General features: G+C 55.7%; 16 protein-coding genes and 2 tRNA genes. 11 read left to right on the top strand and 7 right to left on the bottom strand.

Annotated features, from left to right (window positions below; translation table 11 throughout):
* Positions 1-9 precede the first annotated feature (9 nt).
* Complete coding sequence (gene mtfA / locus ABEH87_RS02095; protein WP_346573473.1) at positions 10-804, top strand: DgsA anti-repressor MtfA; 795 nt, start codon at positions 10-12, stop codon at positions 802-804.
* Positions 805-904: 100 nt separating this feature from the next.
* Positions 905-980 (top strand) — tRNA-Asn (locus ABEH87_RS02090).
* Between the two features lie 45 nt (positions 981-1,025).
* On the opposite strand, the gene ABEH87_RS02085 is transcribed toward ABEH87_RS02090, so the two are convergent.
* The gene (locus tag ABEH87_RS02085) at positions 1,026-2,168 is read right to left on the bottom strand and encodes an NADH-dependent flavin oxidoreductase (protein ID WP_346573471.1); all 1,143 of its coding nucleotides are present in this window, start codon (positions 2,166-2,168) and stop codon (positions 1,026-1,028) included.
* A 204-nt stretch (positions 2,169-2,372) separates the two neighbouring features.
* Between ABEH87_RS02085 and ABEH87_RS02080 the strand changes: the two genes are divergently transcribed.
* Positions 2,373-3,008, top strand: coding sequence for a TetR/AcrR family transcriptional regulator (locus ABEH87_RS02080; protein ID WP_346573469.1), 636 nt, complete (start codon positions 2,373-2,375; stop codon positions 3,006-3,008).
* Positions 3,009-3,074: 66 nt separating this feature from the next.
* On the opposite strand, the gene ABEH87_RS02075 is transcribed toward ABEH87_RS02080, so the two are convergent.
* Positions 3,075-3,458: a nuclear transport factor 2 family protein gene (locus tag ABEH87_RS02075; protein WP_346573467.1), complete on the bottom strand. Its 384-nt coding sequence runs from the start codon at positions 3,456-3,458 to the stop codon at positions 3,075-3,077.
* Positions 3,459-3,865: 407 nt separating this feature from the next.
* On the opposite strand from ABEH87_RS02075, the gene hipB reads away from it, so the two are divergent.
* The 6 genes from hipB (at position 3,866) to ABEH87_RS02045 (ending at position 9,023) form a co-directional block, all read left to right on the top strand.
* Entirely contained in the window at positions 3,866-4,135 is a 270-nt protein-coding gene (gene hipB / locus ABEH87_RS02070) for a type II toxin-antitoxin system antitoxin HipB (RefSeq protein ID WP_346573465.1), read from the top strand.
* Positions 4,135-5,436, top strand: a complete 1,302-nt coding sequence (locus tag ABEH87_RS02065) for a type II toxin-antitoxin system HipA family toxin (protein WP_346573464.1) — start codon at positions 4,135-4,137, stop codon at positions 5,434-5,436. Before hipB ends, ABEH87_RS02065 begins: the two co-directional genes overlap by 1 nt.
* Before the next feature lie 185 nt (positions 5,437-5,621).
* A complete protein-coding gene (locus ABEH87_RS02060) occupies positions 5,622-6,533 on the top strand; it encodes a metal ABC transporter substrate-binding protein (protein WP_346573463.1) in 912 nt (303 codons plus the stop codon).
* Positions 6,530-7,333, top strand: coding sequence for a manganese/iron ABC transporter ATP-binding protein (locus ABEH87_RS02055; RefSeq protein WP_346573461.1), 804 nt, complete (start codon positions 6,530-6,532; stop codon positions 7,331-7,333). The genes ABEH87_RS02060 and ABEH87_RS02055 overlap by 4 nt, the downstream gene beginning before the upstream one ends.
* Positions 7,333-8,190 carry an iron/manganese ABC transporter permease subunit SitC gene (sitC, locus tag ABEH87_RS02050; RefSeq protein WP_346573459.1) on the top strand — a complete coding sequence of 286 codons (858 nt, stop codon included), beginning with the start codon at positions 7,333-7,335 and terminating at the stop codon, positions 8,188-8,190. The genes ABEH87_RS02055 and sitC overlap by 1 nt, the downstream gene beginning before the upstream one ends.
* A complete protein-coding gene (locus ABEH87_RS02045) occupies positions 8,187-9,023 on the top strand; it encodes a metal ABC transporter permease (RefSeq protein ID WP_346573457.1) in 837 nt (278 codons plus the stop codon). Before sitC ends, ABEH87_RS02045 begins: the two co-directional genes overlap by 4 nt.
* A gap of 44 nt (positions 9,024-9,067) precedes the next feature.
* Here ABEH87_RS02045 and ABEH87_RS02040 read toward each other — a convergent pair whose 3' ends face one another.
* A complete protein-coding gene (locus tag ABEH87_RS02040; protein WP_346573455.1) occupies positions 9,068-10,504 on the bottom strand; it encodes a glycoside hydrolase family 1 protein in 1,437 nt (478 codons plus the stop codon).
* Between the two features lie 361 nt (positions 10,505-10,865).
* Between ABEH87_RS02040 and ABEH87_RS02035 the strand changes: the two genes are divergently transcribed.
* Positions 10,866-10,941: transfer RNA gene (locus ABEH87_RS02035), tRNA-Asn, on the top strand.
* Positions 10,942-11,170: 229 nt separating this feature from the next.
* On the opposite strand, the gene ABEH87_RS02030 is transcribed toward ABEH87_RS02035, so the two are convergent.
* From ABEH87_RS02030 to ABEH87_RS02020, 3 genes are all read right to left on the bottom strand, one after another.
* Positions 11,171-11,578, bottom strand: a complete 408-nt coding sequence (locus tag ABEH87_RS02030; RefSeq protein WP_346573453.1) for a cyclophilin-like fold protein — start codon at positions 11,576-11,578, stop codon at positions 11,171-11,173.
* Positions 11,579-11,671: 93 nt separating this feature from the next.
* Positions 11,672-12,700: an alpha/beta hydrolase gene (locus ABEH87_RS02025; RefSeq protein ID WP_346573451.1), complete on the bottom strand. Its 1,029-nt coding sequence runs from the start codon at positions 12,698-12,700 to the stop codon at positions 11,672-11,674.
* Positions 12,701-12,722: 22 nt separating this feature from the next.
* On the bottom strand, positions 12,723-13,904 hold the full coding sequence (locus ABEH87_RS02020; RefSeq protein WP_346573449.1) for an MFS transporter: 1,182 nt from the start codon (positions 13,902-13,904) through the stop codon (positions 12,723-12,725).
* Between the two features lie 227 nt (positions 13,905-14,131).
* On the opposite strand from ABEH87_RS02020, the gene ABEH87_RS02015 reads away from it, so the two are divergent.
* Positions 14,132-15,064: a LysR family transcriptional regulator gene (locus tag ABEH87_RS02015; RefSeq protein WP_346573447.1), complete on the top strand. Its 933-nt coding sequence runs from the start codon at positions 14,132-14,134 to the stop codon at positions 15,062-15,064.
* 206 nt (positions 15,065-15,270) lie between these two features.
* Here ABEH87_RS02015 and ABEH87_RS02010 read toward each other — a convergent pair whose 3' ends face one another.
* On the bottom strand, positions 15,271-16,881 hold the full coding sequence (locus ABEH87_RS02010) for an FAD-NAD(P)-binding protein (RefSeq protein ID WP_346573445.1): 1,611 nt from the start codon (positions 16,879-16,881) through the stop codon (positions 15,271-15,273).
* Positions 16,882-16,947 lie beyond the last annotated feature (66 nt).

Genomic DNA, 16,947 nt, shown 5'->3' with positions numbered 1-16,947 from the left:
GACAACAGCATGATCAAATGGCCGTGGAAAGGCGGTGATGACGCCGTGGAAAGCGGGCTTCCCTGGCAGCAGGCGCTGCAAATACCTCTGCTGGTCAGCCTGAGCGCGGCCGACCGCCAGGAACTGTGCCAGCTTGCTACCCGTTTTTTACGTCAGAAACGCCTGGTCCCCCTGCAGGGTTTTGAACTGGATGAGCTGAAAAGCTGTCGTCTGGCACTGCTGTTTTGCCTGCCGATACTCAGCCTGGGCTACGACTGGCTGGACGGGTTTCACGAAGTGCTGATCTACCCTTCCCCGTTTATGGTTGACGATGAGTGGCAGGATGAATTCGGACTGGTACACCGGGAGCGCATGGTGCATGCCGGGCAGAGCTGGCAGCAGGGTCCGATTGTGCTCAACTGGCTTGACGTGCAGGATTCGTTTGACTGCTCCGGTTATAACCTGGTGATCCACGAAGTCGCCCACAAGCTGGATTCTCGCGGCAGCGGAGAAGCCAACGGCGTCCCGGCGATTGCGCTGCGAGATGTGGTCGGCTGGGAGCGCGACCTGCGCGCGGCAATGAATGAGATTCAGGATGAGATTGACCAGGTCGGGGAAAATGCCGCCAGTATTGACGCCTATGCCGCCAGCGAGCCTGCCGAGTGTTTTGCCGTGCTGTCGGAGTACTTTTTCAGCGCGCCGGAGCTGCTGATCGCCCGGTTCCCTGCGCTTTACTCGCGCTTTCGTCAGTTTTACCGCCAGGATCCGCACCAGCGCCTGGAGCAGCAGCAGTTGCACTTTAATGCCGGTGGAACTGTTCACTAATCCGCCGGGTTGATTTAAACGCAGCCAGTTGAAAGCTAAACTGTTTTTTGCAGTTGACAGTCAGGAGGCGTATCGTTACTATTCGCCTCGTTCACACGATTCCTCTGTAGTTCAGTCGGTAGAACGGCGGACTGTTAATCCGTATGTCACTGGTTCGAGTCCAGTCAGAGGAGCCAAATTTAGAAAACCCCGCTCAGGGAAACCTGAGCGGGGTTTTTGCATTATATATCCGGTGACTGCCAGCTGTCGTCATCCTTAACGGGCGGAAGGTATGACAACCGCTGCATATTCTGCCGCCACAGATTATCCGGGATGCGGTAACGGTCTTCTTTTGCCGGATCGACGGCTGTCACAATTCGGGCTTCCTGACCGGATGAGATCAGTCTGATTAAATCCGGGTTCATCATGACGGTTTTACCCAGCGCAATAAACTCTGCCCAGCCGGTGAGGTACGCCTCCAGAATCTGATCCGCCGTAAACAGGTTACCCACCCCTATCAGGGGAAGCTTACCGTTTATACGCTCATGCATCAGCTGCATACGCGCCATTGACGTCTCTGCCCCCCGGCGTGCTTTCTTGTAGAAGTCCCAGAGTGAGACGTGGAGATACTGCAAAGGTTTCTGCACCAGCGCGTCGATCAGGGCGAAGGTGTCCTGCATGGTCAGCCCCTTTTCACCCGGCTCTTCCGGAGAAAAACGGTAGCCGACAATAAATTTATCGTCACCGTAGCTCTTTTTTACCTCATTAACGGCGTCAACGACGGCGAGAGAAAAGCGCAGACGTTTCTCCATGCTGCCGCCCCAGTCATCTTCACGGCGGTTACTCTGGGCCGAGACAAACTGCTGGATCAGGTAATTATTCGCACCGTGGATCTCAACGCCATCAAAACCCGCCTGAATAGCAAGATGGGTGGCACGGGCAAAAGCAGCAATCAGCCCGTGGATTTCAGCTTCACTCAGGGCACGCGCGCCTGATTTTTCATCCGCTGAAGGTGCTACCATCTCGCGGCCATTTAACAACGACGGGATACTCTGGTGACCACCGTGATGAATCTGCAGAATGGCCGTCGCCCCCTGACTTTTGGCGATACGCGCGACCTCGCTCAGACTGGGCAGGTCTTTTTCACCGATGGCTTCCGGCTGGCCGACGAAGGCCTTCCCCTCCGCTGAGACCAGTGTTGCCGCAGCAATAAACAGCCCAAAGCCCTCGAACCGGTCGGTCAGAAAGCGCCGTTCTTCTTCACTGATGCTGCCATCCTCATGGGAGGCAAAATGCGTCATCGGGGCAACCGTAAAGCGGTTTTTAATCGAAACACCGTTATTCAGGACATAGGGTTCAAATAAGGGTGCGTACTTGAGGCTCATCACATTTCCTTCACTGAATTTAATTTATGTATTGACCGTTAAAGATATCAATATACTTAGCGATCGTTACATAAAACGCAAGCAAATTTTTTCCTCCTGACCCGAACCGGCTCTGCGCTGAAAGTCCCCTTCTCGCCCTTACCACAAGTCAGCCAAATTCTTGTATAGTAGCGCCAGCAGATTGACTTTTATTAAGCCGGGAATATGTCAGATTCAACGCAAAGTACGCCTTCACGGCGGGGAAGACCCCGTAATTTCGATCGAGATACCGCCCTGATCCGTGCGCTGGGGGTGTTCTGGCGATATGGCTATGAACCGTCCTCCGTGGGTGAACTCTGCCGGGTGATGGCGATTAATCCCCCCAGTCTGTATGCCGCATTTGGCAGCAAAGCCGAACTGTTCCTCGAAGCGGTCAATTTTTACGAAAGCACTTACTGGGATGCCCCCTGGGCGAAAATGTTGCAGGAAGCCAATGTCCACGTCGCCATCCGGGAATTCTTCGAAGATGCGGCCGCGATCCTCACTTCACAGGATGTGCCCTGCGGCTGCCTGGTGGTGCTGGCAGCGATCAACGTCTCGCCTGAGTCGAAAGAGGTTTATGACACGGTTAAAGCGCTGCGCGAGGAAGGACGCGTCTATTTCAGGAAGCGTTTGCAGGCAGGAAAAGAGTCCGGCCAGCTGCCGCCAGAGACCAATATTGATGGCATCGCGCTGGCGCTCAACACCCTGCTGGAAGGCATGTCCATTCCGGCACAGGACGGCATTTCACATGAGGAGTTGCGCCATATCGCCACCTGTGCGGTCATGCTGTTACCTGCCCCTTGCGCCGCCCGGCCGTGATAGTTCCCGGCAGGATGCTCGTCCAGCTGCGTATTAAAGGGCGCTGACGCACCCTTTTCAGCGTGATTATGGTGCGGTGTGGGTGTGATAAATCTTACTGATGACTGTCCATTTACCCTCTACTTTCAGCAGGTTGAAAAAGTCTGTGAAGCAGAAACCGGAAATATCATTGGTATCGATGCGTGCGCTGGCGGCTGTGCCCACAATATCAATGTTGACAATCACCCCCTGCGCCTCCGGCGAGGGACGAAAAGCGCTGTCGATGGTATCAAACAACCCCTGAATTGCCCCGCCCGTCAGTTTCCCTGCGGCATCAATGCCAAAAATAGTCGCCTGCTCACTAAATGCGGGTTTCATTATGCGGCTATCCGCCTGCTTACCGCCTTCGTTGTACTGACTCAGTACCTTAACGATCGCGTTATATTCCTCAACGTATACGGGTTTACTCATGGTGAAATCCTCAATGGAATGGTTTGGGTGGAGTCAGTTGTGCTGATATCTGGCACAAATACATAGTGGTCACTAAATAATTATCTATTTTATAGTGATCGCTATGTAATATGTCAAGATGATTTCAGGCTGACAGCAGACAGCAGACCCACGACTATCCCCTGTAAGGGATATCACGCCCAATATCCTCCACAAGGGATATTGCAGCCATTATCCCCAGCAGGGGATATTATTCATTTTATCCTCAGAAAGGGATAAGTTCGACGAGCGGTAAGCGGCATCCCCGGATTGACTTTATCCCCACAAAGGTATAAAACCAATGATATCCTCAGCAGGGGATAATCAGGACCGGTCCGTCCGGTCCGAAGCTTATCCCCCGCATCCATCGCCGATTTTCAGGAAGTGATATGTTCAATCCTCCGAAGCTTTACAGTCCAGGGCAGCTGGCAAACTATATGAAGCTGGTCAGGCAAAAAAACCAATGGACACAAAATGAACTGGCCAGGAGAATTGGTATTAAGCAGTCCACTATCTCTAACTTCGAAAATAACCCCGATAAAACAACAGTATCCACCCTATTTAAGCTGCTTCAGGCGCTTGAAATGGAAATGATGTTATTCGAAAAAAACCGGGCTATGGCCTGTGAAGAAAATCAGCAACAGGATACGGACTGGTAATGGCGAAACTTATTACGTGGATGAACAATGAACGGGTCGGTGAACTCACCAAACTGACCAACGGTGCGCATACGTTCAAATATGGCCTTAGCTGGATGCTGAATAAGCGCGCAAGGCCGCTCTCACTATCACTGCCCTTACAGTTGACAACCATCGTCTCGGATGCGGTATTTAACTACTTTGACAACCAGCTACCTGACAACCCGCAGGTGCGGGACCGCATCGTGAAGCGATATGGCGCAGGTTCGAAACAACCCTTTGACCTGCTGGCTGAAATAGGCAGAGACAGCGTTGGTGCGGTGACGTTGCTCCCTGCGGATGAAGATATCCAGGATCAACCATTAAAGTGGGATCCGCTGGATAACACCCGGCTGGAAAATATCCTGATGGCGTATCACTCAGACATTCCGCTGGGCATGGTCAGCGAGGAGGAGGATTTCAGGATCTCGGTTGCCGGTGCTCAGGAAAAAACCGCGCTGTTAAAGATGGAACAGACCTGGTGCATCCCCAAAGGCATGACACCTACCACGCATATTATTAAGCTGCCAACAGGTGAAATAAAACAGCCGTCTGCCACGCTGGACCTGAGCGAGAGCGTTGATAATGAGTATTTATGCCTTGCGCTGGCGCGCGAGCTGGGTTTCGAAGCCCCGCAAGCAGAGATCATCCGAACGGAAAAGATCAGAGCGCTGGCCGTGGAACGCTTTGACCGCCGCTGGGTCAGGGAAAAGCAGGGATTACTGCGCCTGCCCCAGGAAGATCTCTGCCAGGCGTTTGGTCTGCCCTCTTCGGTTAAATACGAATCCGATGGCGGGCCGGGAATATCCCAAATAATGCATTTTTTGCTGGGTTCCAGCGAGGCGTTGAAAGACCGCTACAACTTTATGAAATTTCAGGTTTTCCAGTGGCTGATGGGCGCAACCGACGGACATGCGAAAAATTTCTCCATCTTCATCGAGGCGGGCGGCAGTTATCGCTTAACCCCCTTCTACGATATTCTTTCAGCCTTTACTGTACTGGGCGGAACGGGACTGCATATCAGTGAATTAAAGCTGGCAATGAGCCTCAAAGCGACCAGAGGCAGGAAGAATGAGATCAACACCATCTATCCGCGCCACTTTATGACCACCGCAAAAGAGGTGAGGTTTGCAGAAGAGCACATGAAGGAAATACTGGATTATTTTGCAGAGAACATTCCAAAAGCCATTGATGCGGTAACAGGCGCGTTACCCGCCGATTTTTCACCCCATGTTCGCGACTCCATCGTGTCAAACCTGCGAAAACTGCACGCCAGATTATGAGTTCGCGTAAGCCGGGACAGTGGGTTGATGCCGGTCCCGGCGATAGTATCCTTCGCAAGCACACCCCTGATTGTCAATCTAAGTAAGCCCACACAAAAAACATTCACAGCGTGATATAGCCTGTGCTATACCTTATAGCAACTGCTAATTATGTCGTATTTTTAAGCGCCTTTCGGGAGATTGCTATGCGTTTTTTGTTTCGGTTTAAAGGCTGGGTCTGTGCTGCTCTGCTGACTGCGTTACCGCTGGCACCGGCAGTGGCGCAGGAAAAATTCAGGGTCATTACCACCTTCACGGTGATCGCCGATATGGCGAAAAACGTGGCGGGCGATGCCGCAGACGTAGCGTCAATCACCAAAGCTGGAGCAGAAATCCATGAGTATCAACCGACGCCGGGTGATATCAAACGCGCTCAGGGTGCCCAGCTAGTACTCGCCAACGGCCTGAACCTTGAGCTGTGGTTCCAGCGCTTTTATAAGCACCTTTCCGGAGTGCCGGAAGTGGTGGTGTCTGACGGCATCGTGCCGATGGGCATCAGCGACGGCCCCTACAGCGGAAAACCCAACCCACATGCATGGATGTCACCGAAAAATGCGCTGATCTACGTGGATAATATTCGCGATGCGCTGGTGAAATATGACCCGGCCAACGCCGATACCTATCGCAAAAATGCCGCCGCTTACAAAGAGAAAATCAGCGCCACCGTTGCCCCGGTGCAGCAGGCGCTGGCGCAGATCCCACAAGACAAGCGCTGGCTGGTGACCAGTGAAGGCGCCTTCTCCTACCTGACGCGCGACTTCGGGCTAAAGGAACTTTATCTGTGGCCGATCAATGCCGACCAGCAGGGCACGCCGCAGCAGGTACGCAAAGTGATCGACAAAGTGAAGCAGGAGAAAATCCCGGCCGTATTCAGCGAGAGCACCGTCCCGGATAAAGCCGCCCGCCAGGTGGCGCGTGAAACCGGCAGCCACTTCGGCGGCGTGCTGTACGTGGACTCCCTGAGTGCCGCCGACGGCCCGGTGCCGACCTATCTGGATTTACTGCGCGTCACCAGCGATACCATCGTCAAAGGCATTCAAGCAGGGTTAGCAAAATGAACCACACCGCTTTTGCACCAGACGGCATCCGGGTCACTGACCTGACGGTAACCTATCGCAACGGACATACCGCCCTGCGCGACGCGACGCTACAGGTGCCCGGCGCCAGCATCGCCGCGCTGGTGGGCATTAACGGCTCCGGTAAATCGACGCTGTTTAAAGCGATTATGGGCTTTGTGCCGCTCTCAAAGGGGTCGATTACCCTGCTGGATCAGCCCGCCCACCGGGCGCTGAAGCAGAATATGGTCTCGTATGTGCCGCAGTCGGAAGACGTTGACTGGTCTTTCCCGGTGCTGGTGGAAGACGTGGTGATGATGGGCCGCTACGGCCATATGGGGATGCTGCGCATCGCACGGGCGGAAGATAGGCGCCTGGTGACCGAAGCGCTGGAGCGTGTTGGCATGGCGGAGTATCGCCTGCGCCAGATTGGTGAACTCTCCGGCGGCCAGAAAAAACGCGTCTTCCTGGCGCGCGCCATCGCCCAGCGCGGCCAGGTGATCCTGCTGGACGAGCCGTTTACCGGCGTGGACGTGAATACCGAACGCCAGATTATCAGCCTGCTGCATGAACTGCGCGACGAAGGCCGCACTCTGCTGGTCTCCACCCATAATCTGGCCTCGGTCAGCGAATACTGCGACCACACGGTGATTGTGAAAGGCACCGTACTGGCCTGCGGGCCGACGGCCACCACCTTCACCCGTGAAAACCTGGAGAATGCCTTCAGCGGCGCACTGCGTGACGTGGTGTTTGGCGACGGCAACGCGCAGCCCGCGCTCTCGGTGGTACGGGGGAACGGCTGATGGCGTGGCTGGCTGAACCTTTCCACTATCAGTACATGCTTAACGCCATGTGGGTGTCGGCGCTGGTCGGCGGCGTATGCGCGTTTCTCTCCTGCTACCTGATGCTCAAAGGCTGGTCGCTGATTGGCGATGCGCTCTCCCACTCCATCGTACCCGGCGTGGCCGGGGCCTATATGCTCGGCCTGCCCTTTGCGCTCGGCGCATTTCTCTCCGGCGGGCTGGCGGCGGGCAGTATGCTGTTCCTTAACCAGCGCACCCGGCTGAAAGAGGATGCCATTATCGGGCTGATCTTCTCCTCTTTCTTTGGCCTCGGCCTGTTTATGGTGTCGCTCAATCCGACCTCGGTAAATATTCAGACCATCGTGCTGGGCAATATTCTGGCAATTGCGCCGGAAGATATCATTCAGCTGGCGGTTATCGGCTTCGTCTCTCTGCTGATCCTGCTGGCGAAATGGAAGGACCTGATGGTGACCTTCTTTGACGAGAACCATGCGCGCTCCGTCGGGTTGAACCCGACGCGCCTCAAGCTGCTGTTCTTCACCCTGCTGGCCGCCTGCACCATTGCCGCACTGCAAACCGTCGGCGCATTTCTGGTGATCTGCCTGGTGGTGACGCCAGGAGCCACCGCCTATCTGCTGACCGACCGCTTCCAGCGGCTGCTGGTGATTGCGGTAGCGATTGGCAGCAGCACCAGCTTCTTCGGCGCGTGGATCAGCTACTACCTTGATGGTGCCACCGGCGGCATCATTGTCGTGGCCCAGACGCTGGTGTTCCTCACCGCCTTTGTCTTTGCTCCCAAACACGGACTGCTGGCCCGCCGCAGACGAGCGGCCAGCCCGCAGCAGGAGGGGATATGAACCTGATGGAACTGCTGTTAAGCCCGTTTGAGTTTGATTTTATGAACACCGCGCTGACCATCTCGGTGATTGTCGCCATTCCCTGCGCCCTGCTCTCCAGCTTTATGGTGATCAAGGGCTGGTCGCTGATGGGAGATGCGATGAGTCATGCGGTGTTCCCCGGCGTGGTGATCGCCTGGATTATCGGCATTCCTCTCGCCGTCGGGGCGTTCTGCGCCGGGCTGTTCTGCGCGCTGGCTACCGGCTACCTGAAGGAGAACAGCCGTATCAAGCAGGATACGGTGATGGGCATTGTCTTCTCCGGGATGTTTGCCGCCGGGCTGATCCTCTATATCTCGGTCAAGTCAGAGGTGCATCTCGACCATATTCTGTTCGGCGATATGCTGGGAATTTCCACCAGCGATATTCTGCAAAGCGGCGGCATTGCCTGCCTGATTGCAGTCATTATCGGGGTGAAGTGGCGCGACCTGGTGCTGCATGCGTTTGACCCGCATCAGGCGAAGGCCAGCGGTCTGAACACCACGCTGCTGCACTACGGCCTGCTGAGTATGATTGCCCTGACGATTGTCGCCACGCTGAAAGCGGTGGGAATTGTACTGTCGATTGCGCTGCTGATTGCGCCGGGAGCGATTGCCGTTCTGCTGATGCGCCGCTTCTCCAGCTTGATGATCTGCGCGGTGATCCTGTCGGTGGTGGTGTGCTTTAGCGGAACCTATCTCTCCTTCTTCCTCGACAGCGCGCCCGGCCCGACGATTGTGGTGCTGTTCGCCCTGCTGTTTATCGCCGCCTTTATCTACTCGGTGCGGCGCGACCGGCGGATGGTGCTTTCATAAGCGAAAAAAAACGGCGTCTGCAAAGGACGCCGTTTCTGTCGCTGTCAGCTGATGTCCTGACCGTTGCTGGCAATCACTTTCTGATACCAGTGGAAAGACTTCTTCTTATAGCGGTTACCGCTGCCGTTGATATTGTCATCCAGGTCTACGTAGATAAAACCATAGCGTTTGCTCATCTCCCCGGTAGACATACTCACCAGGTCGATACAGCCCCACGGGGTGTAACCCATCAGCTCCACGCCGTCGTCAATGGCTTGCGCCATAGCGTCAATATGCTTGCGCAGATAGTTAATGCGGTAATCGTCAGCAATATTGAACCCGGCATCCGGCTTATCCACCGCGCCCAGGCCGTTTTCGACAATAAACAGCGGCTTTTCATAGCGGTCATACAGCTGGTTGAGCGCAATACGCAGCCCTACCGGGTCGATCTCCCAGCCCCAGTCGCTGGCTTCCAGGAACGGGTTACGCGCCCCGCCCAGCAGATTGCCGCTGGCGGCAGTCGCTGCCGGGTCGGTGGCATAAGTGGTGGAGGACATGTAATAGCTGAAACCGATGTAATCAACGGTGTGCTGTTTAATCAGCTCCAGATCGCCCGGCTGAATATCCAGCGTCACCCCCAGCGACTGCCACAGTTTTTTGGCATAGTACGGATATTTCCCGCCCGCCTGCACGTCGGCGCAGTAGTAGTTGAACGACTGGTTTTCCTGCATGGCTGCCAGCTGGTTCAGCGGGTTGCAGTCATAAGCGTAATTGGTCGCGAACAGGATCATACAGCCCATCTGGATCTGGGCGTTGGTTTCGTGGGCGATTTTCACCGCCAGGCTGCTGGCCACGAACTGGTTGTGCCAGCCCTGGAACTTCGCCTGTGCTTCCAGCGCGCCGGTTTTTACCGTCAGCCCCTGGCTCATCATCGGGAAATGCGCCGCGCTGTTGATCTCGTTAAAGGTCATCCAGTATTTGACTTTTTGGCCAAAGCGCTCCAGCACCGTGCGGGCAAAGCGCTCAAAGTGACCAATCAGCTCACGGTTTTTCCAGCCGCCAAACTCAGTCGCCAGGTGCAGCGGCATCTCGTAGTGGGAGAGGGTGATCACTGGCTCAATGCCGTGGGCGATACAGGCATCAATCACCTGGTCGTAGTGGCTGAGGCCCGCCTCGTTAGGCTGCTGCTCAATGCCGTTCGGGTAGATGCGCGTCCAGGCGATAGAGAAGCGATAGCATTTGAATCCCATCTCGGCAAACAGCGCAATATCCTCGCGGAAACGGCGATAATGATCGATGCCTTTATGGTTGGGATAGGTGTAGCGGGCTTCATCCAGCGTGAAGTCGAACTCCGGTGCAGCGACAATACTCAGGCGCTGTTTGCCACCGGGGATGGCATCAACAATCGACAGGCCTTTGCCGTCCACGTCATACGCACCTTCAACCTGATTGGCAGCCGTTGCGCCGCCCCACATAAAGCCCTGCGGAAACCTTTCTTTCATGCCACTTATCCTTCAATGATACCGGTATTTAGCGGAGCCGCTGCCCGATCGCTATGCCATGATCCAGCGTCAGCGCCACGTGAACGGCAGAAATAGTAGAGCAAAACTGGCGGAGTGAACAGCACTATGAAACCGATTGCAGAAAGTGCCGGACAGCCGCCCTGAGGCGCTAAGGCACGGGAACAGGCGGTCAGAGGTCGGGTCACATCACTGCATTTAATGGCGTGCAGCGGCGATTAAATAGCATAAATGTTGATGAAATCATCAGGTTGCTGCAAACATCGGCAGTTGACTGGTATGCGTGATATTTCGCGTTGACACCCCCTGCCCTGATGATTAATATGCGCCTCGTTCACACGATTCCTCTGTAGTTCAGTCGGTAGAACGGCGGACTGTTAATCCGTATGTCACTGGTTCGAGTCCAGTCAGAGGAGCCAGATTTAGAGAAGCCCGCGCAGGGAAACCTGCGCGGGCTTTTTGTTTCTTTAATCCGCTTACGAAGAGTGGATGTCTGGTTCAGATAAGAAAACGGGGAACTGGATTTTTATCTAAATCGGGATGAAGCATATCGGCAGTCTTACCCGTTAAACCACCACGGAGTGCGCGAGCAAAGACGCGCTGAGTTATTTCCCCTGCTCTGCTGCCCTGTGGGAATTCCCCTCCTCCCTACTCCCGATAAAACTCAACCTCAGTCTCCTGATGGCCTACCGCCTGTTCCAGCGCCGCGGGCAGCACAACTTTCCCTAACGGCGTATAGCGATAGTTTGAAGAAAAGCGCTGGTAAAAGAGCACCAGAGTCTGCGAGCCGTACAGCATGATATCTCCGGCGTGGATCGTCCCGGCGCGGACTTCCTGTGTCGGCAGCGGGTGCGCCAGCCCGGCAAATTTCTCATTGCCGTTCAGCTCTGCCATTTTCAGCGTTAACGGCAGCCTTTCTGCAAAGGCTGCCGCCGCCGGGTTGTCGTTAAGTACCACCTTATACACCTGATTATTGACCTTCATTGCGACCTTCATTGCGACCTTCATCGACTCTCCTTTCGCGGCGTGAGGCGGGGTGCTGACGGGGGCGGCCATCGCACTTCCCGCCAGAAGACAACAGCATAAAACCCATAGATTTTTCATTCAGACCCGGATGAAATATGCCGCCCTGTCGGGGCGGCGGTGACGTTACTTCAGGTGTTGTTTAAAGAACGACGTCAGCTTAGCAAAAGGGATCAGGTCGGTACGGTCATACAAATCGACGTGACCCGCGCCCGGTACCATAAACAGCTCTTTCGGCTGACCGGCACGCTGATACGCATCTTCGCTGAACTCTTTCGAATGTGCCTGGTCGCCGGTAATAAACAGCATCGGGCGTGGTGAAATCGTTTCGATATCATTAAACGGATAGAAGTTCATAAACTTGCCGACGCTACTCAGCATCGGTTTGGTCGTCAGCGCTTCTTTCTGCCCTGCTGGCGTATAGCCGCCGCGTTCAGTGCGGTAGAAATCAAAGAATTCGCGCTGAATGGCCGGCGTGGAGTCGTCCAGCCTGTTCACGGTGCCCGGAATATAGGCCGTTTCACCGCCTTTAAATTCCGCCAGACGCTGTTCCGTCGCGGATTTAATCACGGCTTTACGCTGATCGACTGTTTGCGCATGCTTCAGCCCGTTACGGAAAACGGAGCCCATATCATACATACTGACCGTAGCAATCGCCTTCATACGCGGATCAATTTTTGCCGCGCTTATCACGAAACTGCCGCTGCCGCAGATGCCGAGAACACCAATTTTTTCCGGGTCAACGAACGACTGCGTGCTCAGGTAATCTACGGCGGCGCTGAAGTCATCAGAATAGATTTCCGGCGACACCAGGTGCCCCGGCTTGCCGTCACTTTCGCCCCAGAATGACAGGTCGATAGCCAGCGTGACAAATCCCTGTTCAGCCAGTTTTTGTGCATACAGATTCGAACTTTGCTCTTTCACCGCCCCCATAGGATGGCCGACCACAATCGCCGGGCTTTTGCTGTTCGGGCCTTTGTCTTTCGGCACAAACAGGTTCCCCACCACGTTCATCTGATACTGGTTTTTAAAGGTGACTTTTTGTCGGGTCACTTTATCACTGGTGTAGAAGTTATCCGCGCCACGAGACAGATCGGCAGCGGTGGCGGTAAATGCGCTGATGAACAATCCCAGCGCCAGAGCGATATTTTTCATAAAATGAATCCTCTAATGAACGTTATGTGTTTTTACGTGATGTGATCACTGTCAGTACCGCAGCGCTGGTCAGCAGCCCCGCGCTCAGGATAAAGGTGCTTTGCCAGCCAAAATGGTCAAAAGCCACGCCGCCCATCGTTGAACCCAGCGCGATAGAGAGCTGGACAACCGCCACCATTAAACCGCCCCCGGCCTCGGCATTGTCAGGCAGCGTGCGGGCAACCCAGGTCCACCATCCGGTTGGTGCGGCGGTCGCAATCAGCCCCCACAGCCCCAGTAACGGCGCAACAACCCCGATGCGATGACCAGAGATCGTCAGCGCCACGGCGATGACGGCCATCAGCAGCGGAATAGCGATTAAGGTCGGATAAAAACCGGCTTTCAGCGCGATCCCTACCGCCAGGGTGCCAGCCAGGCCCATGACGCCGATAGCCAGTAAAATCAGAGACAGAGCGTTAATATCCACCCGCGTGACCCGCTCCAGGAAAGGACGGACATAGGTGAACAGCGTAAATTGCCCCATAAAGAACAGCCCGCAGGCAGCCAGCCCCATCAGCACCACGGGACGGGAAAACAGCTGAAAAACGCTGCCGCCAGACGGCCGTTTTTTATCGGTATTCATTGACGGCAGGCTGAAGCACTGCCAGATAAAGGCAATAACGGCGACGGGCACCAGGCACCAGAAGGCGCCGCGCCAGCCCACCACGGCCCCCAGGTAGCTGCCGAGCGGCGCGGCCACCACGGTAGCCAGCGCGTTTCCTCCGTTGAAAATGGCCAGTGCCCGCGGCACCTGATGCGACGGGACCAGCCGCATTGCCGTCGCGGCTGACATCGACCAGAATCCACCGATGGCCACGCCAATCAGGGCACGTCCGCACAGGTACAACAGATAACCGGGCGCCATGGCGATGATGATGGCCGAAACCCCCATCAGCGCCGTCATGCCCAGTAGCAAAAACTTACGGTTAAGGTTCCCGGCCAGTCTGGTAATCGACAGGCTGGTGATCACCGCCAGAGCACCAGACAGCGCAATCCCCTGACCCGCCAGCCCTTCGCTCACCCCTAAATCTGTCGCCACCGGGGTCAGCAGGCTGACGGGCATAAATTCGGAAGCAATCAGAACAAACACACAGAGTGTCATGGCCAGTACGCCGCCCCAGTGCGCCTGTGGGTGTGGTGATATTTCGCGCGTCAGTGTGGTCATCTGTGACTGTCTCCAGGTAATGGCCTGACAAATTTCAGGCAAGCCGGGGCCGGACGCTCTTCAGGGAATAACGTCAGAAAAAAGTGCATGATTGATATTCAGCGTGGGTTAACGGGCGCTGGAGATTATCTCTGCTGGAAATTTTACACGACGGGTACAGGGTAACTAGCTAATGAATACTTAATGAGCTTATAATCTGTGCTTATTAATCCAGAGGAGGATGGCTGGTGAAACGTAATCTGAACGACCTGCTCTATTTCACGGCCGTCGCGCGCGAAGGCAGCTTTACCCGCGCCGCTGCGCGCCTTGGTGTGACGCAACCCGCCCTCAGCCAGGCTATTTCTGCCCTGGAAGAACGAATGCAAATCCGCCTGCTGACGCGCACCACGCGCAGCGTGTCGCCCACCGTGGCAGGAGAACGCCTGCTGCAGGCCGTCGGCCACCGCATTGATGAGATTGAAGCAGAGCTGGATATGCTCACCGAGCTGCGCGATAAACCGGCGGGGACGGTGCGCATCACCTGCGGGCCCAACGTTTTGCGCACTACCCTGCTGCCAAAGCTGACGCCGCTGCTGCGTGAATATCCGGATATCCATATTGAATTCGACGCCAATCATGGCTTTCGCGATATCGTGGCCGATCGCTTTGACGCCGGGGTACGCCTTGGCGATACCATCGATAAAGATATGATTGCGATGCCGATCGGGCCGCAATTGCGTATGGCGGCCGTCGCCTCGCCCGACTATTTTGCACTTCACCCGATACCGCAAACCCCCCATGAGCTGACGCTACACCAGTGCATCAATCAACGGATGGTACGGTCGGGCGGGATCTACGTGTGGGATTTCGATCAGGAAGGGGGCGATCTGAACGTTCGCGTCAGCGGGCAGCTCACGTTTAACACCTCTGAACATATTATCGATGCCGCGCTGGCCGGTCTGGGCATTGCCTTTTTACCAGAGGAAGAATTTGGTTCCCATATTCAGGAGGGCAGACTGGTGCGTATTCTGGAGCCATGGTGTCTGCCGTTTCCGGGCTATTACCTTTATTACCCAAGCCGCAAGCAGCCCTCCCCGGCGTTTTCGCTGGTGGTTGAAGCGCTGCGGGTGCGGCGTAAACGCCAGCCGGTTAAGTCAGTGGAGGAAAAATTTAAATCATGATGTTCGGACTGCCGTATGAGTTTGCTGTTTTCTATGAACTGCTCGAAAAGACGGATATCCCGGAAAACCAGCGGCAGGAATATCTCGTTTAAAGCCCCGATCGCGGAAAGACAGCCAAAATGAAAGCCGTAAAGCGCGGTACCGTGCTCAGCGTGATTGAGCAGTTACCCGATCGGGATGCCATATAACAAGCACCCCGGTAGCGGTCAGAGATCGATAGCAGGCAGACGTTTTCGCCTGCGCGATGCCGGTTGATGTATGGCCCCGGCTATCGCTGCCCCGATGTCTGCACACGCGGTAATGCCCTGCACAAAAGGCCGATCGTGCATCAGATAAGGCAGTGCGCCAAAGGCAATACGCCCGCGGGCGCTGTCGGGCGAGAGCAGCGTGTAATCGTCAGCGACCTCAGGGATCTCATCCCCGCAGGCCTGCAGCTGTCGACGTAGCGTCGGGAACGGCAGGTCACGGGTCTTTAACGCCTTTTGCCCGCGCGCATCAATAAAGACATCAAAATCATGGTGTTCCCCCTGCGCCGTAATCACGGTCTGACTGCCTTTTTCGTTTAGCTGATAATCGTCCCCCAGCGCCAGGATACTGACGATCCCCGCCTCGCGCAGAGCCAGCAGGCGCCGGATTGACTGTGACGGAACGGCGGCATAATTGTCGATAAATACGCGCGCAAGCCCGCCGCTGAAGCGCTTGCTGTCATTCTCATCCAGATGCGGGACGATCTCCTCAATCACTTCATGCAGGCGCAGAATGGCATAGCGCCAGGGCACCGTACGCCTGTCGCGTTTATTGCGTTCCACTTCATGCAGATTGGCCAGCGCCCAGCGGAAAGGGTCGTTTTGCTGGCGGTCGGCAAACCACGCCGCCGGGAAGCTGTCGGCATCCAGCGTATGCAGCTCAAGCTGCCGGCTCCAGTCCGGGTCCGCCTGGTCAATCTCCTCAACAATCAACCCGAAGATGCGATCGAGCAAACCGGCCCCCCCGGCGGCAACCGCCTTTTCGATGGCATCCGGCGTCACCACGTTTAACGGCTGATAGGGGATCGGGCAGTAAAAATCGGCTTCCGGCAGGATGCCGGTACGCGACATCAGCACAATGTTCAGCGCCTCGCTTTCCTTATTCAGCCTGAAGGTCAGCTGCTCATCCTCATCGCCGATGAAGTCGCCGTGCTGGATCACCACGGCCATCGCCGCATCAATTCCGCTGAGCGACGTGCCCATAATACCGATGTGGCAGGCGGGAATACGGGCTTCCATCAGCCCCGACCACGGACTGGGGAAGAAGGTGTGCGTCGCCTCACTTTCATCCGGCCAGACGTGCCCGGTGGCAATCACCGCCAGATCGTAGCGCGCTGCGCTGGCTTCCCCCTCAGCCCAGAGCAGTACGCCCTCTGGCGTCACCTCAAGGTCGGTCACCTGACAATTCTCGCGCACATCGACCTTAAAGCCCTGCCGCCGCGCGTGAGCCACCGCAGCCAGAAACTGCGCCCGAAAATAGTCCCCCAGCAGAATGCGCGGCAGAAACTGGCGCACATGCAGTGACTGAGGGTCCACACCATAGCGCGCCAGGCGCTGAGGATTCTGCGCCCGCAGCCATTCGATGTAGGTGATAAAAAGCGGAGGGATTTCGATGCTGGCGATATTCGCCAGCATCATGCGCGAGTTCTCTTCATCGCTGTAGGGCATACCGACGCCCGCTTCACTGGCCTGTTCGAAAACGGTGACGGAAAGCGGCGTACTGTCGTTTAACAGCGAATAGAACGTGTATATCCCCGTGGGGCCGGTGCCGATAATCGCGATCTTTTTCATCAATGTGGCTGCCTCGTCAGGGTTAGGTTCTCCATTTCATTCAGTCTAATCGAGTATCAGAGTTTC

This window comes from Erwinia sp. Eh17-17, assembly GCF_039675725.1.
Classification (GTDB): domain Bacteria; phylum Pseudomonadota; class Gammaproteobacteria; order Enterobacterales; family Enterobacteriaceae; genus Erwinia.
This window is presented reverse-complemented; position numbering and strand designations above follow the sequence as displayed.